This window comes from Kitasatospora sp. RG8, assembly GCF_017813315.1.
Classification (GTDB): Bacteria; Actinomycetota; Actinomycetes; order Streptomycetales; family Streptomycetaceae; genus Kitasatospora.
In genome coordinates, this window is sequence record NZ_JAGIYX010000005.1 from 83,043 (window position 1) to 106,675 (window position 23,633).

Below are 23,633 nucleotides of genomic sequence, written 5' to 3' on the forward strand. Positions count from 1 at the left end.
GGCCGCTCGCCGTCGCCGGGGGCCGGCTCCGGGGCCGCAGTGGAAAAACCGTTCGCCCCGGGCGGTGTCCGGCGGGCAGGGTGGCCCCCGTGCAGCAGCCGAGCCTCCGTGAGATCCGTGCCGACCACGACGCCTCCACCATCGTCGTGTACCAGGCGTACGCCCCGGCCGTGGCCGGTCCGGCGGTGGCGGCGGGCCGCTTCGTGCCGCCGTTCTCCTTCGGGCGGATGACGTGGATCAAGCCGTCCTTCCGCTGGCTCATGCACCGCAGCAACTGGGCGCAGAAGCCGGGCCAGGAGCGCGTCCTCGCCGTCCGGATCACCCGTGCGGGCTGGGAGGAGGCGCTCTCCCGCGCCGTGCCGACCACCGCCGACCCGGCCGCCCTCGCCCGCGCCGAGGTGCACGTGCAGTGGGACCCCGAGCGGTCCCTGCGCGGCGCCGCGCTGAACCACTACAGCATCCAGATCGGCGTCGGCCGCTCGCTGATCCGCGCCTACGCCGAGGAGTGGATCACCGGGATCACCGACCTCACCCCGCAGGTCCGCAAGATCGCCGCCCTGGTGCAGAACGGCCAGGCCGCCAAGGCCCAGCGCCTCCTCCCGCCGGAGCGGCCCTACCCGCTGCCGGCGGAGCTGGCCCGACGGCTCACCTGAGGGCTGTCTGTCCGGCTCACCTGACGGCTGTCTGTCCGGGTCACCTGACGGTTGTCCGGCTCACCCGTCCGAGGCGGGGACGAGGGCCTTGCCGTAGACGGACGAGCTGCGCCGCACCGTCATCCCCACCCGCTGGTACAGCGACAGCGCGCCCGTCTCCGAGTGCGTCCACAGCGTGCACGCCTGCCGCCCGTGCCGGTGGAACGCGTGGAAGGCCTCCTGCAGCAGCGTCCGGGCGATCCCCCGGTTGCGGTGGTCCCGCCGCACCGCGACCCGCTCGACGTAGCCCTCGCCGGTGTGCGGCAGGTCCAGCGACAGCACCGCGCCGACCATCTCGCCGCCCGCGAACGCCACCGGCGAGAGCGCGGGAGCGAAGGTGTCCCGCTCGACGGTGTGCAGCGCCCACTCCTCGTACGGCTTGCGCCGCTGCTGCCACTCGTCGAACGCGTCCTCGGTCAGCTGGTACGCGGCGCGCTCGTCCCCGGGCTGGAACGGCCGCACGGTGACCCCGTCCGGCGGGGCGGGCACCCCGTACGCGGCGGGCAGCGCGATCTCCAGCAGCCACTCGGTGACGAAGGGCTCGTACCCGCGCGAGCGCAGCAGCCCGGCGGCCGCCCGGTCGCCGTCCGGCAGGGTCTGCGAGAGCCGCTCGCCGCCCGCCTCCCGGGCCCGCGCCTCGGCCCAGTCGAGCAGCGCGGCGCCCAACCCCCCACCGCGGTGGGCCGGGTGGACGTCCACCTTGCTCCGGCGTCCGTGCACCCACGCGCGCCCGACGACCAGGCCCGCCGCGTCCTCGACCAGCAGGGTGTCGCGCGCCGGGTCCAGCCCGGGCAGTTCGAGGTCGGCGGCCACGGCGTCGACGCCGCCCTCGGGCGCGCTTTCGAGGCCGCCGGGCAGCTCCCGCGCCCGCGCGGTGATCAGCCGATGGATGGCCGGGGCATCGGACGCAGTCGCCGACCGCGTCCGGTACCGGGCCGGGAGGGAGGGCAGAGAGGGACGAGGCATGACGCGACTCTGCGCCACCGGGGTCCGCGCCGTCCACCGGATTGCCCGGGTCGGTCGCGCCGAACCGAGGGCGGTGGCCCACCGTAGGCGTCGTCACGGTCCGTTGCCGCACGCCGCGTTCCCCGCGTGGCGGCGTAAATTATAAGGAGGTAAACGAACAAGTGGAGGGATGAGACGATGGCTGCCAGGTCAACCCACGTCACTCTCCGGAATTTAGCCGGGACACTGAACCTCAGGCGTACGGACGTGTCACTCCCCGGTGGTGAATTCACCGTCCGGCCGCCGATCCTCATCGGGGACAGGGGGGAATGGGAATCCGAGTCGGACGGGGTCGGCACCGGGACCGAGGGGCGGGTCACCTACCAGATCGAGGACGTCGACGGCGTCCGCAAGGGCGAGGTCCGCTTCCACTGGGAAAACCCCTTCCTCGGCTCGAACTCCTACGACGAGAGCGTGGCGCCCGCTGCGACCAGCGCGGTCAGCGGCGGCTTCTCGGTGGTGCACATCGGCGGCAGCGGCAACAACGCGAACGTGGAGGTGCAACTGCTCGGCGGATTCTGCACGGCCAACCAGGACACCGGCGAGGTGTTCTGCGCCACGGGCGACCAGGTGGTGAGCGGCACCGAGCGGTTTGCCGCGATCTTCGAACAGTCCCAGGGCGCGTCGTTCCACGCGGTCCACAATCTGGCCGCCGACCAGTACCAGCAGATCTTCAACACCCTTGTCGGGCAGGGCTTCCGCCCGGTATGGGTGAGCGGGTACACCGTCGACGGCGGTGACCGCTACGCGGCGGTCTTCGAGCAGCGTGAGGGGCCGCCGTTCTCTGCTCATCACCGGTTGACGGCGGATCAGTACCAGCAGACGTTCGACGATCGGGTGGGGCAGGGTTTCCGGCCCGTCGACGTGTGTGGTTACACGTTTGATGGTGCTGATCATTATGCGGCGATTTTCGAGCAGCGTGAGGGGCCGCCGTTCTCTGCTCATCACCGGTTGACGGCGGACCAGTACCAGCAGACGTTCGACGACCGGGTGGCCCAGGGCTTCCGGCCCGTCGTGGTCAGCGGCTACTCGCTCTGACCGCCGCCGGCATCCGGGCCCGAAGGAGGCCGCGAACGGACGGCCGCGCCCGCCGGGACGGAGAGCCGACGGGGCGTGGAGCCTGCGCGAGAAGTCGAACCGGCCGACTTCTCGTGCAACGGCACCACCGCCGCCGCCACCAGCGGGAACGCCACCACGACCGCGTACGCCCAGCCGTACCCCGCCGCGCCGATCAGCGCGCCCACGGCCGGGGCGACGCACGCCGCGACCGCGTTCTGCACGGTGGTGTGCACCCCCAGCGCCCGGCCCGCCCAGGCCGGACCGGCGTACTCGGCCACGGCCGTGAACGACAGCCCGTTGGTGGACACCGTCACCACGCCCGCCGCCATCAACGCGGCCACCGCCACCGCCGAGCCGCTGAACGCGCCCGCCGCGAGCACCGCCAGCACTCCGGACGCCGTCCACGCCAGTCGGCGCATCGGCCCGACCCGGCTGCCCGCCACGTCCGACCAGCGCCCGGCCGCCAGCCGCGCGCCCGCCCCCGCCACCTGCACGCACGCCAGCAGCGGCCCGGCCGTCGACGGTGACCAGCCGCGTTCGTCCACCAGGAAGACCAGGGCGAACACCGACACCGTGAACTGCGGCACCACCAGCAGCGTCGCGGCCCCGTGCAGCCGCCACAGCACCGGTGTCCGGTAGGGGTTCCCGGCCTGCCCGCCCGCCTCACCGCCACCCGGCCGGGCCGGATCGCGCACCGCGACGGCCACCAGCAGCGCCGCCCCCACGCTGAGCCCGCCCAGCACCGCCAGCGCCGTGGCCCGTCCGTGCGCCGCGAGCGGCGGCAGCAGCAGCGCCGCCACCGCGACCCCCAGCGGCAGCGACGTCTGCCGCAGGCCCATCGCCAGCCCGCGCTCCCGCGCGGGGAACCAGCCCAGGATCAGCCGCCCGCTCGACGCGTGCGCCGAGGCCCCGGCCGCGCCCGCCAGCAGGAAGCACGCCCCGAGCCCGGCCGTCCCGCGCACCGCCGTCGCGGCCAGCAGCACCAGCCCGCCGAGCCCCAGCCCGGACGCCAGCACCCAGCGCTCGCCCCACCGGTCCGCCGCCGCCCCCCACGCGGTGAGCGTCAGCACCAGGCCGGCCGTCGGGCAGGCGGCCAGCAGTCCGGCCCCGCTCAGCGAGAGCCCCTCGTCGCGCAACGCCGGGATCAGGTAGGGCAGTCCGAACTGGAACGCGCACCCGGAGGTCATCGCGGACATCCCGACGGCGAGCACGAGCCAGCGCCGGCGGTCACCTCGTTCGTGGTCCATGCCCGGCAGCTCATCAGATCAAGGGGGGATGCGACGGAGGCGTCTGCCAGGCGGACGGCGAGCCGCAGACCCGGTCGGCGCTGGCGGATCCGGGCGGATCCGGGCTCCGGCCCAGGGGTGGTAGAGCTCCCCGATGCGGAGGATCCGGCCCTGCGCGTCGAGCACCGGGTCGTACTTGTTCCCGTAGCAGCCGTACGGGCGGGCCGGCTCCCGCTCGGCCAGGCAGTCCCCGGCGTGCTGGAGCAGGACGGGCAGCGGCACCGGCTTCGCGCCGAGGAGCAGGCGGGAAGGCGGGGTCATGGCTCAAGCCCCCCGAGGCGGCGCCGGACAGCAGCATCCGCGAACGCGCGGCGGAGGTCCGGCCGGTTCCCGTTCCCGCCCGGCGTGCGGGCCCGGCGGGAACGGGAGGTCGGGGCCCGGCGGCTACGCCGCCACGCGCCGGGTCGGGTCGTACGCCTCCCGCACGCGGGCCTGCGCCGCCTCTCCGGCACCCAGGTGGTCGAGGCCCAGCAGCGCCGCCCCCAGGACCGGCGGTGCGACGACGACACGCGGCTCCGCGAGCGGGGCGGCCGCGGCCAGCCGCGCCGTCAGGTTGTCGAGCAGCAGAGGCTGCCGGGAGGCGAGTACACCGCCGCCGAGCACCACCGGCGTCGGCTCGTCCAGCAGGTCCAGCCGTCCCAGGGCGACGACCGCCAGCCGGGCGATCTCGTCGGCCTGCCGGTCGACCAGCTCCAGCGCGACGGCGTCCCCCGTCGCGGCGACCGCGAACAGCACCCGGGCGATCTCGTGCAGCCGGGCCCACGGCAGGTGTCCGAGGTGGATGGCCTCGGCCACCGCGCCGGTGCTCGGCAGGCCGAAGTGTTCGGCGATGGCCCGGGCGAGGGCGGTGGGCCCGCCGCGGCCGTCCTCGGCGCGGACGGCGTGCCACATGCTGCTGACGGCGAGGCCGCTGCCGCCGCCCCAGTCGCCGGTGAGTTCGCCGAGGGCGGGGAAGCGGGCGGTGCGGCCGTCGGGGAGCAGGCCGACGCAGTTGATTCCGGCGCCGCAGACGACGGCGACGCCGCGCGGACCGTCGGTACCGGCCCGGAGGAGGCCGAAGGTGTCGTTGGCGACGGTGTTGGTGACGCCCCACGGGTGGGACTCCAGCGCGGTGCGCAGGGCCTCCTCCTCGACCGGGAGGTCGGCGTTGGCGAGACAGGCGCTGACGTGGGTGGTCAGGACGCCGCTGCGGAAGGAGAGTCCGGCCGCCGCGGCGGCTTCCTCGACCAGCGGGGCGAGGCCGGCGACCGCGGCCGCGCCGCCGACCTTCTGCGGGGCGAAGCCGCCGCCGCGGGCGGTGCCGTGGACGGTGCCGTCCGCGCCGATGAGGGCGACGTCGGTCTTGGAGTTGCCGGCGTCGATGGCGAGTACACCGGGCAGGAGTGGTTCGGGCTGGTGGGTCATGAGGTCCCCGCGGCTCGTACGTGGCCCGGCCGTTGTCCCCGGCCGGGGGTGGTCGGTCTCCTCGCGGTCCGGTCCGCCGGCGCCCGGGGGCGCGCGGCGGACCGGACGGAAGGGGCGGGTCAGGCCCAGGCGAGGTGCTCGCGGTTGTGGGCGAGCAGCCGGTCCGTGAGCTGGTCGGCGAGTTCGATCTGGCCGACCAGCGGGTGGGCGAGCAGGGCGTCGAAGACGCGGTCGCGGCCGCCGTGCAGCGCGGCGTCCAGGGCGAGGTGCTCGTACGCGGTGACGGCCGCGATCAGGCCGGCGTAGAGCGGTTCGACGGGACGCTGCGGCAGCGGGCGCACGCCGGCGGCGTCGACCTCGGCCGGGACCTCGATGACCGCGTCGTCGGGCAGGAAGGGCAGCACGCCGTCGTTGCGCGTGTTCACCACCTGCACGGACGTGCGGCCGTCCGTCCCCAGCAGGGCGGCGATGAGCTGCACCGCGGCCTCGGAGTAGAACGCGCCGCCGCGCTTGCCGAGCAGTTCGGGCTTGGTGTCGAGGGCGGGGTCGGCGTACATCTCCAGCAGCTGCCGCTCGATCTCGGCCACCTCGGCGGCCCGCGAGCCCTTGGCCTTCAGCTCCTCGACGACCACGTCGTGCTGGTAGAAGTACCGCAGGTAGTACGACGGGACGACGCCGAGCCGCTCGATGACGCGCTGCGGCAGGCGGAGGTCGTCGGCGATCTCCTTGCCGAAGCCGGAGAGCAGCTCCGGCAGCACCTCGCGGCCGCCGGCGGCGCCCGGCGCGTCGAGCAGGGTGACGCCGCGCTCCCAGGTGAGGTGGTTGAGGCCGACGTGGTCGAGCCGGATCAGCTCCGGGTCGACGCCGAGGTGTCCGGCGAACCGCCGCTGGAGGCCGATGGCGACGTTGCAGAGCCCGACCGCCTTGTGGCCGGCGGCCCGGAGGGCGCGGGTGACGATGCCGACGGGGTTGGTGAAGTCGACGATCCAGGCGTCGGGGTTGGTGCGGCGGACCTTCTCGGCGATGTCCAGCACCACCGGGACGGTGCGCAGCGCCTTGGCCAGGCCGCCCGCGCCGGTGGTCTCCTGGCCGACGCAGCCGCACTCCAGCGGCCAGGTCTCGTCCTGGTTGCGGGCGGCCTGTCCGCCGACCCGCAGCTGCAGCAGCACGGCGTCCGCGTCGGCGACACCCGCCTCGACGTCGGTCGTGGTCGACACGACGGCCGGGTGGCCCTGCCGGGCGAAGATCCGCCGGGCCAGCCCGCCGATCAGCTCCAGCCGGTCGGCGGCCGGGTCGATCAGGACGAGCTCGGCGATCGGCAGCGTGTCGCGCAGCCGGGCGAATCCGTCGATCAGCTCCGGGGTGTACGTCGAACCGCCGCCCACGATGGCCAGCTTGAGTGCGGACATCAGCCCTTGACCCCTGTCAGTGTCACGCCTTCGATGAAGGCCTTCTGTGCGAAGAAGAAGAGGATGATCACCGGCGCCATCACCAGCAGGGTGGCGGCCATGGTGAGGTTCCAGTTGGTGTGGTGGGCGCCCTTGAAGGACTCCAGGCCGTAGGAGAGGGTCCAGGCGCCGGGGTTGTTGCTCGCGTAGATCTGCGGGCCGAAGTAGTCGTTCCAGGCGTAGAAGAACTGGAAGAGGGCGACGGCGGCGATGGCCGGCCTGGCCATCGGCAGCACGACCTTCAGCAGGGTGCGCAGGTCGCCGCAGCCGTCGATCCGCGCCGCCTCGATGTACTCCTTGGGGATGGTCATCAGGAACTGGCGGAGCAGGAAGATCGAGAAGGCGTCGCCGAAGGCCATCGGGATGATCAGCGGCCAGAGCGTGCCGGTGAGGTGCATCTGCTTCGACCAGAACAGGTACATCGGGATGATGGTGACCTGCTGCGGCAGCATCATCATCGCGATGACCGCCATCAGCGCCAGATTGCGGCCCCGGAAGCGGAACTTGGCGAGCGCGTAGGCCACCGGGAGGCTGGAGACGACGGTCAGGACGGTGCCGAGGCCGGCGTAGAGCAGGGTGTTGCGCCACCAGGTGAGGAACCCGGGGGTGTCCCAGACCTTGGCGTAGTTGCCCCATTCCCAGGAGGTGGGCCAGTACTCGGTGGTGAGCGCCTGGTTGTCCGTCATCACCGAGGTGAGGAAGGCGAAGACGAACGGCAGCAGGAAGAACAGCGTGGCGGCGATGGCCAGCGAGTGGACGGCCACCCAGTTGAGCGCGGCCCGCCGGCGGGCGACCCGGGCGGCGGCGCCGCCGGACCCGCCGGAGGTGCCGGGCCGGCCGGCGGGGGCCTTGGTGAGCGTGGTGCTGAGAGTCATGATCGTGTCCTCACTGGTCCGCTAGTCGTCGCTCGCCATGAAGCCGGACTTGCGGCGCAGCAGGATCGAGGTGACGGCCATGGAGATGGCGAACAGCACCAGGGCGACGACGCAGGCCGCGCCGGTGTTGAAGCGCTGGAAGCCGAGGTTGTAGACCATCTGCGGCAGGGTCCAGGTGGATCCCTGCGGGTAGCCGGGTTCGAACTGCTGCCCGGAGTTGCCCGCGATGCCGCCGGCGACCTTCCCGGCGACGATCGCCTGCGTGTAGTACTGCATGGTCTGGATGACCCCGGTGACCACCGCGAACATGATGATCGGCGAGATGTTCGGCAGGGTGACGTACCGGAAGCGCTGGAACGGGCCGGCGCCGTCCAGTTCGGCGGCCTCGTACTGCTCCTTCGGGACGTCCAGCAGGGACGCCATGAAGATGACCATCAGGTCGCCGATGCCCCACATGGCGAGCATGGTGAGCGCGGGCTTGGACCAGGCCGGGTCGGCGAACCAGCCGGGCTGGGGGAGGCCGATCTCGCCGAGGAAGTGGTTGACCGGGCCGGTGCCGGGGTTGAGCAGGAAGGCGAAGGAGACGGTGGCGGCCACCGGCGGTGCCAGGTAGGGCAGGTAGAACGCGGTGCGGAAGAAGCCGACGCCGGTCTTGATCTTGGTGATGAGCAGCCCGATGCCGAGACCGAACGTCACCCGCAGCGCCACCATGACGACGACGAGCCAGAGCGTGTTGCGCAGGCCCTGCCAGAAGGACGGGTAGTCGTTGAAGACGTAGTCCCAGTTCTTCAGGCCGTTGAAGGTGGGGGCGGTGAAGCCGTTGTACTTCATGAAGGAGAAGTAGACGGTGGAGATCAGCGGGTACAGGAAGAAGACGCTGAAGCCGATCAGCCAGGGGGAGAGGAAGGCGAGGGTCCGGGCCGCCTCCCGGCGGCGCTTCCGGCGCAGCAGGTGCTGCGTGGAGGGCGCCGCCGGGCCGGCCGCTCCGGTCCCCTTGCGGGTGCCGAGCGCGAGTGACATGGGAGCTCCGTGGGGCCGCGGCTACTTGGCCTGGGCGATGGCGGCGTCGATCTCCTTGGCGGTGGCCGCGAGGCCGCCCGCGAGATCCTTCTGCTGGCCGGACTCGTAGGCGTAACCGAGGTTCTGCAGCGAGACGATGTAGGCGCCGCCGTTGACGCTGGCCGGCGTGGTGCCGGAGTTGGCGTTCTTGGCGATGTCCAGGAAGGTCTTGAAGTTCGGGTCGCTGATCAGCTTCGGCGAGTTGAGGGCGTCGAAGGTGCTCGGCACGTTGTGGATCGCGTTGGCGAAGCTGACCACGGCGTCGGTGTCGGTGGTCAGGTACTTGACCAGCTCCCAGGCGGCGGCCTGCTTCTTGCTGCTGCTGGCGATGCCGACGATGGTGCCGGTCTGGTAGCCGCGGCCCCAGGTGGAGGCCTGGTCGTCCGGCACCGGGAACGGCGCGGTGGCCCACTCGAAGTCGGGCTTGTTCTCGGCGAGCGAGGCGGTGCGCCACTCGCCGTCGATGGCCATCGCGACCTGGCCGGTGTGGAACGGGTTCTTGGCGCTGAACTCCTCGCCGAAGGTGGCGCGGTACTTGTCCAGCTTGTCGTAGCCGCCGAGCTTGTCGACCAGGCCCTTCTGCCAGTTCAGCATGGAGGCGATCTTGGGGTCGGTGGCGAGGTTCGACTTGCCGGGGCTGTCGAAGTAGGTCGGGCCGTACTGGCCGAGGAAGTGCTCGGTGGTGGACTCGTAGCCGTGGTAGAGCGGCATGAAGCCGAGCTGCTTGTAGCCGCCGCCGTCGGCGATGGTCAGCCTGGCGGCGACGTCGGCGAACTCGCTGAAGGTCTTCGGCGGGGCGGTGATGCCGGCGTTGGCGAAGGCGGTCTTGTTGTAGTAGAGGCCGAAGGCGTCGCCGAGCAGCGGCAGGGAGCACTGGTTGCCCTGGTACTGCGTGTAGTTGAGCATCGCGGCCGGGAAGGTCTTCGCGGCGTCGATCCGGTCCTTCTCCAGGAAGGGCTTGAGGTCGGCGAGGGCCTTGGTCGAGCAGAACATGCCGACGTTGTTGGTGGTGAAGGAGGAGACCACGTCCGGGGCGTCGTCGCCGCCGGCCCGGAGGGCCTGGTTGACCTTGTCGTCGGCGATGTTGCCGACGGTCTTGACGTGGATGTTCGGGTGGGCCTTCTCGAAGGCGGCGATGTTGTCGTTGATCGCCTTCACCTCGGAGTCCTGGCTCCAGCCGTGCCAGAAGGTGATGGTGACGTCCTTGCCGGAGGCCGAGTCGTCGTTGCCGCCGGCGTCGTTGGTGCCGGTGCAGGCGGTGGCGAGCAGGGCCAGGACGGCGCTGCCGGTGACGGCGGCCAGCGTGCGGCGGCTTCTGCGCGAGGTGGTGGGGTGCACTTCGAGGTCCTCCTGGGGTGCGCGGGCAGGCGTCATTGCCTCGGGTCCCGCGTTCGGGGAATGGGGGAGAGGTTTCAGGTGCGGTACGACGGGTGGGTGCGCTGGGAGCGTCAGTGGGTGGAGAAGACCGCCTCGCGGGCGGCGGCCAGCGCGCGTTGCAGCGCGCCGGTCAGGACAGGTGAACCGGGCAGGGCACTGATGCGGACCTCCGGCCGGGCGATCGAGATCCGGGCCAGCTCCTCCTCGACGAGTGCGCGCAGCCGTTCGCCGCCCGCACTCGGCACACCGCCGGAGACCACCACGAGCTGGGGGTCGACGACGGCGACGATCACGGCCAGCCCGACGGCGAGCCGTCCGGCCAGCGCGGTGAGGAACCCGTCGCCGGCGCCCGGGGTCGCCAGAGCCTTCGCGAGCGACTCCTCCGCGGTGGGCGCGCCGAGCCCGAACTCCCGGGCCAGGGCCCGGACGGCGGGGGCGCCGACCAGTTCCTGGAACCCGCCGGAGTTGCGGCGGCGCACGTTCTGCACGACCGGTGAGCCGGGCACCGGCATGTAGCCGACCTCCCCGGCGCCGCCGGTGAAGCCGCGGTGCAGCCGGCCGGCGATCACGATCGCGGCGCCGGTGCCCTCGCCGGCCCAGAGCAGGACGAAGTCCTCGAACCCGTGCGCGGCGCCGGAGGCCTGCTCGGCGACGGCGGCGAGGTTCACGTCGTTCTCGATCGACACCGGGGCGCCGATCGCCTCCGACAGCTCCTGCACCAGCCGCGGTGAGTGCCAGCCGGGCAGGTGGGAGGCGTAGCGGAGCTTTCCGGTGACCGGGTCGGGCGCGCCGCCGACGCCGATCGCCACGCTGTGCAGGCTGCCCTCGGCGAGTCCGGCGGCGCGGACGGTCTCGGCGGCCGCGGCGGCCACCCGGGTGACGGTTTCGGCGGCCGGCCAGCCCTTGGTCGGGGTGACGTGCTCGGCCAGCGTGGTGCCGGTGATGTCGGCGACGGCGACCCGCACGTGGCTGTTGGTGACGTCCAGCCCGGCGACGTAGCCGGCCGCCGGATTCACCTGGTACAGCTGCGCGTTGGGGCCCGGCCCGCCCGCGGTGGTGCCGACCGGGAGGACCAGCCCGGCCGCCTCCAGGCGGGCCAGCAGCTGGGAGGCGGTGGGCTTGGAGAGCCCGGTCAGGGTGCCGATCTGGGTGCGGGAGAGCGGGCCGTTCTCCAGGAGCAGTTCGAGGGCGGCGCGGTCGTTGATGGCCCGCAGCAGGCTGGGGGTGCCGGCGAGGGGGGCCTTGGCGGTCGTCTTGGTCACGCGAAGATCCTCCTCTTCCTGCAGGTGGTGGCGGCCTCCGGGTGGGTGCCGGCATCCTCCGGGCGGCCCCGGAGCGAACTGTTAGGAAACTTTCCAGTCGCTTGAGACAGGACCGTACGGTCCCCGTCAGGAGGGTGTCAATGGTCGTTGCGAGGGTGGATGCCGACTCGTTACCGGGCAGCGCGAAGCCCCGCCTCCCGGGGTGTCCGGGAGGCGGGGCTTTGGTCCGTTTTCGGGTCGCTCCCGCGGCCGTCAGGGCGACTTGGCCCCGGCGTCGTCGGCGGGCTTGACCGGTGCCGGTATCGGCGCCGTCGCCAGGTAGCGCGGCGAGGTCGGGTCGGCCAGCGCGGACGGCGGGGCGGCGTCGGTGGGCGGCGTCGCCGAGGTCGTCGCCACGACCATCGCGGCCGTCCCGGCGGCCGCGCCCGCGGCGCCGGCGGCCGGAGCGACCTCCTCCTTGACCTTGATCCCGGACTGGTCGAACGCGGCCTTCAGCCGCTGCCGCAGCGCCCGCGCCACCGTCAGCGACTTGCCCGGCGCCGTCCGGGCCTCGACCCGCAGCACCACCGAGTCCGCGGCGACCGACTCCACGCCCAGGATCGACACCGGCGCCCAGATCAGCTCGTCGAACGGCGCCTCCTTGGCGAGCGTCTCCGCCGTCTCCTGGATCAGCGCCTCGACCCGGACCAGGTCCTCCTTGTAGCCGACCTGGACGTCCACCGAGGCGGTCGACCAGCCCTGGCTCATGTTGGCGATCCGCTTCACCTCGCCGTTGCGGATGTACCAGATCTCGCCGCCCGCCCCGCGCAGCTTGGTGACCCGCAGGCCGACCTCCAGCACCGTCCCGGTGGCCACCCCGGTGTCGATCTCGTCGCCGACGCCGTACTGGTCCTCCATGATCATGAAGACCCCGGAGAGGAAGTCGGTGACCAGGTTGCGGGCGCCGAAACCGATCGCCACACCGGCCACACCGGCGCTCGCCAGCAGCGGCGCCAGGTTCACCCCGAGCGCCGCGAGCACCATCAGCGCGGCCGTGCCCAGGATGGTGAACGACGCCACGCTGCGCAGCACCGAGCCGATCGCCTCCGAGCGCTGCTGGCGCCGCTCGGGGTTGACCACCCCGGTGTTGGCCAGCAGTCCGCCGAGCCGGGTGGGCTCGTCGTCGTCCTCGTTCGGCCTGGTCATCCGCGTTATCAGCTGGGTGATCAGCTTGCGCACCACGGCCCGCAGCACCAGCGCCAGCACGATGATGAAGACGATCCGCACCCCGCCGGCCAGCCAGTCCTGCCAGTGCGAGTCGAACCAGCCGGCCGCCTGTTTGGTGGTGTCGCTGACCTCCTGCGCGCTGGTCGGGATTCTGAGGTCGAGCTGTGGCAGTGCGGGGGCCGTCGGGCTCGGGGCCGGGACCGGGGAGGTGGCCGAACCCGGCGCGGCCGGGAGTGTCGTCGTGGACGTGAGCGTCGTGGACGCGTCGGCGAGGAGGCCGGCGGCTCCGGACCTGAACACGTGCGGGACCTTCCTGCAGGGGGCGTTGCACAGCCCGCCGCCGCGGAAGCATGCCCCTGGCCTGCGGACCGTCCGCCTTAGCCTATCGGCCGTCGAACCGCCCTCCGGACACGCCGGGCCCGGCGGGAGGAGCTGCCACCGGGCGCGCGGAAACCGACCGGACGCCCCGTCAACGACCCGGCGAGCCCCCGGTCCGCCCCTGGTCCGCCCCCTGCGCCGCCCCCCGACCGGCCCCGCGCCGCCCGCCGCCCCGGCTGCTCCGACCGGCCGAGCCGCCCCCGCGCGGGCGCCCGGGTGCAACCCGTCCGTCGCCAGGGCATACCGGGTATGACGGAAAGCACACCCGGAGTTCATACCGGGTCCGTTACACAGGAGTGGTGGCGCCGTACAAAGGCGTAAGGCGACACTGGGGGAGATCACGCACCCGTTGCGTGGTCCAACCGCTCGTCCCGGCGCGAGCCACGCGCCGCAGGCGTCCAAGGAGGCATCCGTGCCGCATGTCCTGGTCCTCAACGCGTCCTACGAGCCACTCGGCGTCGTATCGATGCGCCGCGCACTCATCCTGGTCCTCAACCACAAGGCGGTCAGCCTGGAGGACTCGGGAGTCACTCTGCACAGCGCCACCAGCGCCCTTCCGGCGCCGTCCGTCGTCCGCCTGACCCGTTTCGTCCGGGTCCCTTTCTGCGGGCCCGTCCCGCTCACCCGCCGGGCGCTGTTCGCCCGCGACCACGGCCGTTGCGTCTACTGCGGGGCCGCCGCCACCAGCGTCGACCACGTCATCCCGCGCAGCCGGGGAGGCCAGCACCGGTGGGACAACGTGGTGGCCGCCTGCCGCCGCTGCAACCACACCAAGGCCGACCGCCACCTCACCGAACTCGGCTGGCGGATGAAGCGCCCGCCGGCCCCGCCCAGCGGCCTGGCCTGGCGCATCATCGGCACCGGGATCAGGGACCCGCGCTGGCGTCCCTACCTGGAACCGTACGGCGGCGGCGACCAGCTGCGCGCCCCGCAGTGGGGCGAGTACGAGCACCACGACCATAGTGAGGCCGGGCACACGGTGCCGCTCGGCCGGGCGCACGCCGCCCACACCGCCCCCGTCCGCCGCGGTGAGCAGCCGGAACCGCTCTCCGCCTGACCCCGTTCCACAAGGGCTTGCCCGTCATACCTTCGGTACGCCTCATGGGCCGCCGCGCACCCCGCACCGGGGAGCGCGGCGGCCCGCCGTCTGCGCGGGGTGCGCCCGCCCGGCACGGGGCCGGTGCGGCCCTACGGCTTCGCGGGCGGCGTGGCGGGCGTGGCCGGCGGCGTGGCCGGGGAGGTGGCGGGCGGCGTGGCCGGGGTGGCCGGGGTGGCCGGCTGGGCGGGCTGCCCGGCCGGCGGGGCAGCCGCCGTGACGCCGTACAGCTCGACGCCCCAGAGCGAGTAGCCGTACTTGGTGGCCCGGGCGACGCCCTGCACCCGCAGGAACTTCGCCCCCGGCGCGTCGAAGCGCACCGTCTCGTTGCCGCCCTTGCCGTCGTCCACCGTCGCCACGGTGGTCCAGGTCTTGCCGTCCGCCGAGGCCTGGACCTTGTACGCGGAGGCGTACGCGGCCTGCCAGTGCAGCACCGCCGAGCCCAGGTGGGCGGCCTGCGGCAGCTCCAGCTGCACCCAGGCGTCGTCCTTGGCCGGCGAGGACCAGCGGGTCTTCGGGTCGCCGTCCGCCACCGCCGACGCGGGGAAGTTCGACGTCTCGTCGGCCGACGAGCTCGCCTGCGCGGTGGTCGCCAGGTCCGGCCCGCCGGTCGGCGGCACCACGTGCACCTGGAGCACCTGCCGGACGGTCGTCGTCCCGGCCACGAACACCACCGGCACCTGGTACGTCCCGGACGGCGTCTCCGCAGTGGCGCTGACCATCAGCGGCACGCCCACCCGGCCGCCGCGCGGCACGTTCACCCCGGACGCCGGGGCCACGGTCAGGCCCTTGGCGACGGCGGGCACCTCGGCACGCAGCTCGCCGGAGACCCCCTCGGGGCGGCCCGCCTCGACCATCGCCCGCGCCTGCGCCGGTGCGGGCGCGCCGGTGACCACGTCCAGCGCCGCGTCGGCCAGGCTGAGCCGGGCCACCGGGACGTCCGCGTACCAGGGGATCACCTGGTTGACCACGGGCGGTTCCCCGCCCGGCTTCCAGGCCATCCGGAACGCGTCCGCGCTCAGGCCGCCGGCCGACAGCTCGTTGTAGCCGGGCTGGACGGTGCCGATCTCCGCCCAGGTGCCGTCCGCGCGGCGCACCGCGACGGTGGCGGAGGCCCGCACGTTCGGGTCGGTGAGGATGGTCAGCCGGTCCAGCGGCCGGGCCGCACCCAGCTCGACGGTGAGCGGCTCGTCCGTGGCGGTCGGCGCGGTGGCCGCCCGGTAGGCGGTGTCCGGGTTGCCGTCCAGCACGGCGGCGGCCGAGGCGCCGGGAAGCGCCTCCGGACCGCCGGTGACGCTGGCCGGGGCCTCGTCCGGCGCGGTCACGGTGAACTCGCGCACCGCCACCGCGGTCTTCTGCGCGGCGGTGGCGCGCAGCCGCACCCCGCGGACCACCGTGCCGGCGGGCAGCTGGGCGGTGACGCTCTTCTGGTTCTTCACCTGCGCCAGCTGCTTCCAGCCGCCCTCGCCGGTGGTGTACTCCAGCACGCCGTCGCGGATGTAGTCGTCCAGCGCGCTCCCGCCGTCGGGGCCGCTGCCCCAGGAGCCCATCAGCACGGTGACGCTGCCGACCGGACGGCCGCCGCCAAGGTCGAGGCCGACCGAGTCGCCCGGCTGCGGCGGCGCCGAGCTCCAGTAGAAGGTGTCGGCCACGCCGTCGGCCATCAGGGCCGGCAGGTGGTCGTGCGCGGTGCCCAGCGTGCTGGTCGCGGTGATCCCGCCGCCGACCACGCCCGCCCAGTTGTCGGCGGCCCGGACGGCGCGCTCCAGGAACGGGCCGAGCACGCCCGCGCCGACCGTCGCCGGGCTCTGGCCGAGCTGCTCGCGCAGCTTGTTCAGCTCCACCCGGGCCTTCCAGGCGGCCGCGCCGTCGCCGCCGCGCTGCGCCAGCAGCATGTCCAGCGCGGCCTGGCCGGCCAGCCCGTAGTCGCGCAGCGGGGCCAGCCAGGGGCCGGCCTCGGCGGCCAGCGGGGCGGTGGCCGGGGTCGCCGCCAGGGTCTGCTGCGCGCCCGCCATCGCGGTGAAGGCGTCCCGCAGCGGGCCCGCCGCCTCTATCAGCTTGGCGAGGTCCGGCGCGGCACCGGCGTTGGGCTCGGCGGTCGCCCAGAACCGGTCCAGCAGCGGGGCCAGGTAGCCGGACTCCTGCTTGGACAGCGGCGAGGACGAGCTGTTGCCGGCCAGCGCCGTGACGGCCGACAGCGCGGCCCCGGCCGGGGTGGTCGCGGCGCCGGTCGGGCCGGCCAGCGAACGCAGCGCGGCCTGCCAGGACTCCTCCGGCTTGTACGCCGCCGGGTTCCAGGCGAAGTCCCCCGCGGTGGACAGCGCGACCCGGGAGGCGACCGGCTGCTGCATCGCGCCGGTCAGCATGACGGCCGACCTGGTGGCGACCTCCGCGTCCCGCCCGGTGTAGGCGCCGAGGTAGAGCCGGTCCGGGTTGGCGTCGTTGACCGGGTAGTTGTCCATGGTGACCAGCGGCCGCCCGTACAGGGTTCCGGTGTCGGCGGCCTGAGCGCCCGTGATCTTCTCCGGGATCACCCCGACCCCGCTCCAGGCCACCTGCACGCCCTGCGGCAGCGCCGCCGCCAGCGCCTTGCGGTACGGCGTGGCGCCCTGCTGGTGGTACTCGGTCGGCACCACGGAGAGCGGGGCCAGCCCGGGGTTCCTCGCGATCAGCCGGTCGTTCACCCTGGTGATCAGTTCGGCCTGCGCCTTGGCGGCGGCGGCCGGCCCGGTGCCGTACTTGGACCGGTCCTCGCTGCAGTGCCACTCGTCGTAGGAGACGTCCAGGAACTGGAGCTGGAACGCGGTGAAGCCGAGCTTGCGCAGCCCGTCCAGCTTGGCGACCAGCGCGTCGGCATCCTTGGCCGAGCTGTAGCAGAGCGACTGACCCGGGTCGATCGCGTACCCGAGGGTGACGTGGTTCTGCCGGGCCCGGGCGGCCAGCGCCTTCAGCTCCTCGGCCCGCGCCTGCGGGTAGCCGTCGCGCCAGCGGGAGAGCCGGTACGCGTCGTCGCCCGGCGCGTACAGGTAGAAGTTCTGCTTCGACCGGCCGAGGAAGTCCAGCTGGTCCAGCCGCTGCTGCTGGCTCCACGGCGTCCCGTAGAACGCCTCCGCCGTCCCGCGCACCGGCGCGCCCGAGGGCCAGTCGCGCAGCGTGATCCCCGGCAGCCCGAGACCGGCCGCGCCCGCCGCCTGCCCCTGCCCGGCCGGCACCGCCGCCAGCAGCTGGCGCAGCGACTGCGCCGCGTAGAACGTGCCCGCCGCGTCCGTCCCGGCCAGCACCACCGCGCCGTACGTCCCGCCGCCCTGCGCCGGCAGCTGGCCCGCGGACAGCACGTACCCGCCGGCCGGCATCCCGGAGGTGGACGGTGCGGTGCCGTCCTTGCCGCCCGCCGCCGCGGTCAGCTCCCGCAGCACCCGGTCCGCCTCGCCGTCCGCGCCCTCGGAGGGCCCGCCGACGTACACCACCAGCGACCCGGCGGCCGGCGTCCCGCCGTCGGGCTGCGGCGTCACCGTCGTCGCCCCGGCCACGCCCAGCACCTCGCGGACGGTGTCCACCGCCCCGCCGTCCGCCTTCGGCGCGGTCACCAGCGTGACGGCGGCCGGCACCACGACCGGCTTGCCGGCCACGCTCTGCTCCTGCGGCCGCGGGAACACCTGAGGGTTGCTCACGCTCCCCAGCGGCGTCTGCGCCGCCGTGCTCACCACGTCCGGCCCCGGGCTGTACGCGTACGCCACCGGCCCGCTGACCAGCAGCCCGCCGACCACGGCCGCCGCCGACAGCGTCGCCGCCACCTGCAGCGTCCGCCGGCTCGGCGCCCCGGGCCGGGAGGCCAGCGCCCGCTCCGCCCGCACCGACGCCAGCAGCGGCGGCGTCCCCTTCAGGTCCGCGATCAGCCGGTCCGCCGTCCTGGGCGCCAGCTGACGGCACGTCCGCGCCGTGGCCCGCCTCGCCGCCAGTGCGGCCGGGTGGTACAACACCTCGCGCAGCGCCGGGCTCTGGTCCAGCTGCTGCCGCAACCGCCGTCCTGCGGCGACGGACACTCGGGCTTGCACAGGAGCCTCCTCGCCAGGCATCGACCACATCGCGCCAAAGCCCACCAGTTGACCCAGCCGGTGTCAACGCCGTCGACGGCTATGCCTGGTTTGTGGCGTTTGTGATCTCGTAGGCCCGGCCGGGCCGGCTCCGACTCCGGCACGGGCCCGGCGGCACCCCCCGGTGCGACACGTTGCCCCCGCGCCGTGTCGCGCCGGGTGACCGGGTCGTCACGCGGGTAGGACTGTGGCTGTTCTGACCGGGCTTTGCCGAGCATCGCAGGAGCCGCGAGTGGCCGCTTATCTCGACCGTGACGGAGCCGACGGCCTGGAGGTGCCGGCGCAGGACGCGCCCCCTCCGCCGCCCGAGCTGGTGGCGTTGGCGCAGGCGTACGGGGTGGACACCCGGTACGGCCCCGGGGGCGTGCCGGTGGGGGCGCGGACACTGGTCGCGGTGCTGGCCGCGCTGGGGGTGGAGGCGAGGACGCCGGAGGCGGCGCGGGAGGCGCTGGAGCGTCACCGGGCCGGGCAGCGCACGCGGTTGCTGCCGCCGACCGTGGTGGTGCGGGCCGGGCGGCGGACGGCGCTGGACGTGCCGGCCGACGTGCGGCTGAGCGTCGAGCTGGAGGACGGCGGGGCCTGGGAGCTGCCGCGCGGGCACTCGCACTGGCTGCCGGCGGACCTGCCGCTCGGCCGGCACACGCTGAGGGCGCAGACGGCGGGGGAGGAGCAGCGCGTCCACCTGATCGTGGCGCCGGAGCGGCTGCCGCAGCTGCCGGGCCGCAGCTGGGGCTTCCTCGCCCAGCTGTACTCCGTCCTCTCCGACCGCTCCTGGGGCATGGGCGACCTCGGCGACCTCGCCGAGCTCACCCAGTGGGCCGGAGGCCTCGGCGCCGGGTTCGTGCAGATCAACCCACTGCACGCGGGCCTTCCCGCGACCCCCTCCGACCCGTCCCCCTACCGCCCCTCGTCCCGCCGCTTCGCCGACCCCGTCCACCTGCGGGTCGAGGCGGTGCCCGAGTACGCCTACCTGACGGGCGAGCAGCGCGCCGAGGCCGAGGAGCTGGGCCGCCGCGCCGCCCGGCTGCGCACCGAGGTGCTGGGCCACGACGGCCTGATCGACCGGGACGCGGTCTGGGCGCTCAAGCGCCGCGCCCTGGAGCTGCTGCACGAGGTCCCGCGCGGCGCCGGCCGGGAGGCCGCTTACCAGGCGTACCGGGCCCGGGAGGGCGGGTGGCTGGAGCGGTACGCCCTCTGGAACGCCCTCGCCGAGGTGCACGGCGCCGACCGGCACGCCTGGCCGAAGGGCCTGCGCCACCCGGAGAGCCCCCACGTCACGCTGGCCGCCGAGGGGCACGCGGAGGCGGTGGAGTTCCACCGCTGGCTGGCCTGGCAGGTCGACCAGCAGCTCGCCCACGCCCAGCAGGCCGCCCGCACCGCCGGCATGCCGGTCGGCCTGATCCACGACCTCGCCGTCGGCGTCCACCCGGACGGTGCCGACGCCTGGGCGCTCCAGGACTTCCTCGCCGCCGGCATCTCGACCGGGGCCCCGCCGGACGCCTTCAACGCCCACGGCCAGGACTGGGGCCTGCCGCCCTGGCGCCCGGACGCGCTCGCCGCGGCCGGCTACGCCCCGTTCGCGGAGCTGCTCCGCTCGGCGGCCCGGCACGCGGGCGCGATCCGGATCGACCACGTGATGGGCCTGTTCCGGCTCTGGTGGGTGCCGGAGGGCCACGCGCCGACCGAGGGCGCGTACGTCCGCTACGACGCCGAGGCGATGCTCGGCGTGCTGGCCCTGGAGGCGCACCGGGCGGGGACGGCGGTGATCGGCGAGGACCTGGGCACCGTGGAGCCGGGGGTCCGGGAGGAGCTGGCGGCGCGCGGCATCCTCGGCACGTCGGTGCTCTGGTTCGAGCGGGACTGGCAGTCGAAGGGCGAGGTCCTCGCACCGGAGCGCTGGCGGCCGGGCAGCCTGGCCACCCTGACCACCCATGACCTGCCGAGCACGGCGGCCCGGCTGTCCGGCGAGCACGTCGAGCTGCGCCACCGGCTGGGGCTGCTGGCCCGCACGCTCGGAGAGGAGCAGGCGGAGGCGGCGGCCGAGCTGGCCGACTGGCGGGCCGAGCTGGCCCGGCTGGGCCTGCTGGCCGAGGGCGAGCCGCTCTCCGCACAGGCGCTGTACCGGTTCCTGCGGGCCACCCCGGCGGAGCTGGTCGGCGTCTGGCTGCCGGACCTGGTGGGCGATCCGCGCCCGCAGAACCTGCCCGGGACCTGGGACCAGTACCCGAACTGGCGGCTGCCGGTCGCCGACGGCGCCGGGACACCGGTCACGCTGGACGCGATCGCCGCGGACGGGGCGGCCCGCGCGCTCGCCGGGGTCCTGGCGAGGGGCCCTGGTGAGGGGTCCCGAAAGGCCGACCCCGCCGAGCGCCGCGACGTAAGAGGCGGGTAAGTTGGGGAACGTGGACAAGAGGAACGCTTTGCGAGCCGGCGCGGTCACCGCAACGGTCACGCTGATGATGCTGCTGTCGTCGCCCGCCATGGCCCTCACCCGGGACGACGGCGACGACCCGGGAACCGGCCTGAGTGTCGCCCAGATCCTCGGCCTGTACGTGCTGATCCCGATCGGGTCCTTCGTGATCATCGCGGCCCTGGCCGGGATGCCGTGGGGCAGCAAGGCCAAGAAGAAGTAGCGCGGGCCTTCCACCCCAGCCCCGTACGACGCCCGAGGGGGCGCCGGACACCACGTCCGGCGCCCCCTCGGGCGTTCCTGCACGTTCCGGGGCCGGGAGCCCGCAGGCCCCCGGCCCCGGAGGGCGTCAGTGCCCGAGCGCCCGGGCGCCCGCCGCCCGGTCGGCCACCTGGGCCTTCAGCGCACGCTCGATCCCGGCGCGCGCCTCGACGACCTGCCGCCGCAGCGCCGGCGCCGGGTCGGCCGAGGCCAGCCAGGCGTCGGTGGCGTCCAGCGTGGCCTGCTCGACCTGGAGCGCCGGGTACAGGCCGACGATGATCTGCTGCGAGATCTCGTGGCTGCGGGTCTCCCAGATGCCCTTGACCGCCGCGAAGTACTTCGCGGTGAACGGCGCCAGCAGCTCACGCTGGTCGGCCTGCTGGAAGCCGACGATCACGGCCTCCTGGACGTAGTTGGTGAGCTTGTCCGACTCCACCACGGAGGCCCAGGCCTCCGCCTTGGCCTCGGCGGTCGGCCGGGACGCGCGGCAGGTGGCGGCGTGCTCCTGGCCGGCCGCGGTGTTGTCGCGCTCCAGCTCGGCCACGACGGCGGCCTCGTCGGCACGCCCGGTGGCGGAGAGCCGGCCGAGCAGGGTCCAGCGCAGCTCGGTGTCGACGGCCAGGCCCTTCAGCTCGACCGAACCGTCCAGCAGGCCGGCCAGCAGGCCGAGCTGACCCTCGGTGCGGGCGACGGAGGCCAGCGCGCGGGCCCAGGCCAGCTGGTGGTCGCTGCCGGGCTCGGCGGCGCGCAGCTGCGCCTCGGCGGCCTCGGCCCAGCGGGCCAGGCCCTGCTCGCGCCAGGCCGGGTCGGCGTAGGCGTCGAGGGCGAGCTTGACCTGGCGGTGCACCGACTGGACGACGCCGATGTCGGACTCCCGGCCGAGGCCGGAGACGGCGAGCGACAGGTAGTCGCGGGCGGCCAGCTCGCCGTCGCGGGTCATGTCCCAGGCGGAGGCCCAGCACAGCGCGCGCGGCAGCGAGTCGGCGAAGCCGCCGAGGTGCTCGGTGACGACGGCCAGCGAGTCCTCGTCCAGGCGGACCTTGGCGTAGGAGAGGTCGTCGTCGTTGAGCAGGATGACGGCCGGGCGGTGCCGGCCGACCAGCTCGGGCACCTCGGTGCGCGGGCCGTCGACGTCCAGCTCGATCCGGTCGGTGCGGACCAGCGAGCCGTCGACCAGCTCGTACAGGCCGATGGCGATCCGGTGCGGGCGGAGCACCGCCTCGCCCTTGGCGCCGGCCGGCAGCGCGGGGGCCTCCTGGAGGACGGCGAAGGACTCGATCTCGCCGTCGCTGTTGAGGGTGAGCGCGGGGCGCAGCACGTTGATGCCGGCCGTCTCCAGCCAGGCCTTGGACCAGGCCTTGAGATCGCGTCCGCTGGACTTCTCCAGGGCGCCGAGCAGGTCGCCGAGGCGGGTGTTGCCCCAGGCGTGCTGCTTGAAGTAGGCCCGCACGCCCTGGAAGAAGGCGTCCTGGCCGACGTACGCCACCAGCTGCTTGAGCACCGAGGCGCCCTTGGCGTAGGTGATGCCGTCGAAGTTGACCTGGACGTCCTCCAGGTCGTTGATCTCGGCCATGATCGGGTGGGTGGACGGCAGCTGGTCCTGCCGGTACGCCCAGGTCTTCATCTGGTTGGCGAAGGTGGTCCACGAGTGCGGCCACTTCGAGCCGGGCGCCTCGGCCTGGCAGACGGCCTCGGCGAAGGTGGCGAACGACTCGTTCAGCCAGAGGTCGTTCCACCACTCCATGGTGACGAGGTCGCCGAACCACATGTGGGCCAGCTCGTGCAGGATGGTCGCGGCCCGCGACTCGTACGCGGCGTCGGTCACCTTGGAGCGGAACACGTACTGGTCGCGCAGGGTGACGGCACCCGCGTTCTCCATCGCGCCGGCGTTGAACTCCGGGACGAAGAGCTGGTCGTACTTGGCGAACGGGTACGGGTAGTCGAACTTCTCCTGGAAGTAGTCGAAACCCTGCTTGGTGACCTCGAAGATCGCCTCGGCGTCCAGGAACTCGCGCAGCGAGGGGCGGCAGTAGACGCCCAGCGGCACCTTCTGGTCGCCGTTCTCGTAGGCGTCGAAGACACCGACGTACGGGCCCGCGACGAGCGCGGTGATGTAGCTGGAGATCCGGCCGGTGGGCTCGAACCTCCAGACCTGGGTGTCCCCCTCGCCCTCCGGGGACGGGGTGGGGGAGTTGGAGACGACGACCCAGCCCTTGGGCGCGGTCACGGTGAAGGTGAACGCGGCCTTGAGGTCGGGCTGCTCGAAGGAGGCGAAGACCCGGCGGGCGTCCGGCACCTCGAACTGGGTGTACAGGTAGGTCTCGCCGTCCACCGGGTCGACGAACCGGTGCAGGCCCTCGCCGGTGTTGGTGTAGGCGCAGTCGGCGACGACCCGCAGCTCGTTCTCGGCCGCCAGGTTCGGCAGCGCGATCCGGCTGTCGGCGAAGTTGGCGTTGTCGAGCCGCTCGCCGTTGAGCGTGATCTCCTCGACGCTCGGGGCGACCAGGTCGATGAAGGTGGCCGCGCCGGGGGTGCGGGCGGTGAACCGGACCACTGTGGTGGACCGGAAGGTGCCTCCCTCGCGGGCCGAGCCGAGGTCGAGCTCGATGTCGTACGCGTCCACGCGCAGGAGGTCGGCCCGGGTGCGGGCCTCCTCACGCGTCAGGTTGGTGCCGGGCACTCGCAGGACTCCTTCGTCAGGCTTGATGCCTCGCATCCTCC

Annotated in this window: 17 protein-coding genes; 5 read left to right on the plus strand and 12 right to left on the minus strand. The window is 73.8% G+C overall.

What is annotated here, in order from left to right:
* The first annotated feature begins 89 nt into the window (after window positions 1–89).
* A complete protein-coding gene (locus J5Y04_RS10255) occupies window positions 90–653 on the plus strand; it encodes a DUF4291 domain-containing protein (RefSeq protein WP_307853037.1) in 564 nt (187 codons plus the stop codon).
* A gap of 60 nt (window positions 654–713) precedes the next feature.
* On the opposite strand, the gene J5Y04_RS10260 is transcribed toward J5Y04_RS10255, so the two are convergent.
* A complete protein-coding gene (locus tag J5Y04_RS10260) occupies window positions 714–1,658 on the minus strand; it encodes a GNAT family N-acetyltransferase (protein WP_209411645.1) in 945 nt (314 codons plus the stop codon).
* A gap of 246 nt (window positions 1,659–1,904) precedes the next feature.
* Here J5Y04_RS10260 and J5Y04_RS10265 point away from each other — a divergent pair, with 246 nt between their 5' ends.
* The gene (locus J5Y04_RS10265; RefSeq protein WP_209411646.1) at window positions 1,905–2,735 is read left to right on the plus strand and encodes a hypothetical protein; all 831 of its coding nucleotides are present in this window, start codon (window positions 1,905–1,907) and stop codon (window positions 2,733–2,735) included.
* On the opposite strand, the gene J5Y04_RS10270 is transcribed toward J5Y04_RS10265, so the two are convergent.
* From J5Y04_RS10270 to J5Y04_RS10310, 9 genes are all read right to left on the minus strand, one after another.
* Window positions 2,723–4,003, minus strand: a complete 1,281-nt coding sequence (locus J5Y04_RS10270) for an MFS transporter (protein WP_209411647.1) — start codon at window positions 4,001–4,003, stop codon at window positions 2,723–2,725. The two genes, J5Y04_RS10265 and J5Y04_RS10270, sit on opposite strands and share 13 nt — an antisense overlap.
* 18 nt (window positions 4,004–4,021) lie before the next feature.
* The gene (locus J5Y04_RS10275) at window positions 4,022–4,303 is read right to left on the minus strand and encodes a hypothetical protein (RefSeq protein WP_209411648.1); all 282 of its coding nucleotides are present in this window, start codon (window positions 4,301–4,303) and stop codon (window positions 4,022–4,024) included.
* A 123-nt stretch (window positions 4,304–4,426) separates the two neighbouring features.
* Window positions 4,427–5,446, minus strand: coding sequence for an N-acetylglucosamine kinase (locus J5Y04_RS10280; protein WP_209411649.1), 1,020 nt, complete (start codon window positions 5,444–5,446; stop codon window positions 4,427–4,429).
* A 119-nt stretch (window positions 5,447–5,565) separates the two neighbouring features.
* Window positions 5,566–6,855, minus strand: coding sequence for a 6-phospho-beta-glucosidase (locus J5Y04_RS10285; RefSeq protein ID WP_209411650.1), 1,290 nt, complete (start codon window positions 6,853–6,855; stop codon window positions 5,566–5,568).
* The gene (locus tag J5Y04_RS10290; protein WP_209411651.1) at window positions 6,855–7,769 is read right to left on the minus strand and encodes a carbohydrate ABC transporter permease; all 915 of its coding nucleotides are present in this window, start codon (window positions 7,767–7,769) and stop codon (window positions 6,855–6,857) included. The genes J5Y04_RS10285 and J5Y04_RS10290 overlap by 1 nt, the downstream gene beginning before the upstream one ends.
* A gap of 21 nt (window positions 7,770–7,790) precedes the next feature.
* Window positions 7,791–8,789, minus strand: coding sequence for a carbohydrate ABC transporter permease (locus J5Y04_RS10295; protein WP_209411652.1), 999 nt, complete (start codon window positions 8,787–8,789; stop codon window positions 7,791–7,793).
* Between the two features lie 21 nt (window positions 8,790–8,810).
* On the minus strand, window positions 8,811–10,202 hold the full coding sequence (locus tag J5Y04_RS10300) for an ABC transporter substrate-binding protein (RefSeq protein WP_209411653.1): 1,392 nt from the start codon (window positions 10,200–10,202) through the stop codon (window positions 8,811–8,813).
* Window positions 10,203–10,276: 74 nt separating this feature from the next.
* Entirely contained in the window at window positions 10,277–11,467 is a 1,191-nt protein-coding gene (locus tag J5Y04_RS10305) for an ROK family transcriptional regulator (protein ID WP_307853038.1), read from the minus strand.
* 252 nt (window positions 11,468–11,719) lie between these two features.
* Window positions 11,720–12,973, minus strand: coding sequence for a mechanosensitive ion channel family protein (locus J5Y04_RS10310; RefSeq protein ID WP_307853039.1), 1,254 nt, complete (start codon window positions 12,971–12,973; stop codon window positions 11,720–11,722).
* Between the two features lie 490 nt (window positions 12,974–13,463).
* Between J5Y04_RS10310 and J5Y04_RS10315 the strand changes: the two genes are divergently transcribed.
* On the plus strand, window positions 13,464–14,108 hold the full coding sequence (locus J5Y04_RS10315) for an HNH endonuclease (RefSeq protein WP_148642581.1): 645 nt from the start codon (window positions 13,464–13,466) through the stop codon (window positions 14,106–14,108).
* Between the two features lie 131 nt (window positions 14,109–14,239).
* On the opposite strand, the gene J5Y04_RS10320 is transcribed toward J5Y04_RS10315, so the two are convergent.
* On the minus strand, window positions 14,240–18,202 hold the full coding sequence (locus tag J5Y04_RS10320) for a beta-N-acetylglucosaminidase domain-containing protein (RefSeq protein WP_307853040.1): 3,963 nt from the start codon (window positions 18,200–18,202) through the stop codon (window positions 14,240–14,242).
* A gap of 307 nt (window positions 18,203–18,509) precedes the next feature.
* Here J5Y04_RS10320 and malQ point away from each other — a divergent pair, with 307 nt between their 5' ends.
* Both malQ and J5Y04_RS10330 read left to right on the plus strand, forming a co-directional pair.
* Window positions 18,510–20,633: a 4-alpha-glucanotransferase gene (gene malQ, locus J5Y04_RS10325; RefSeq protein WP_374105986.1), complete on the plus strand. Its 2,124-nt coding sequence runs from the start codon at window positions 18,510–18,512 to the stop codon at window positions 20,631–20,633.
* A 10-nt stretch (window positions 20,634–20,643) separates the two neighbouring features.
* On the plus strand, window positions 20,644–20,874 hold the full coding sequence (locus tag J5Y04_RS10330) for a hypothetical protein (RefSeq protein WP_209411657.1): 231 nt from the start codon (window positions 20,644–20,646) through the stop codon (window positions 20,872–20,874).
* A 126-nt stretch (window positions 20,875–21,000) separates the two neighbouring features.
* Here J5Y04_RS10330 and pepN read toward each other — a convergent pair whose 3' ends face one another.
* Window positions 21,001–23,592 (minus strand): aminopeptidase N, encoded by a 2,592-nt coding sequence (gene pepN / locus J5Y04_RS10335; RefSeq protein ID WP_209411658.1) that lies wholly within the window; start codon window positions 23,590–23,592, stop codon window positions 21,001–21,003.
* Window positions 23,593–23,633 lie beyond the last annotated feature (41 nt).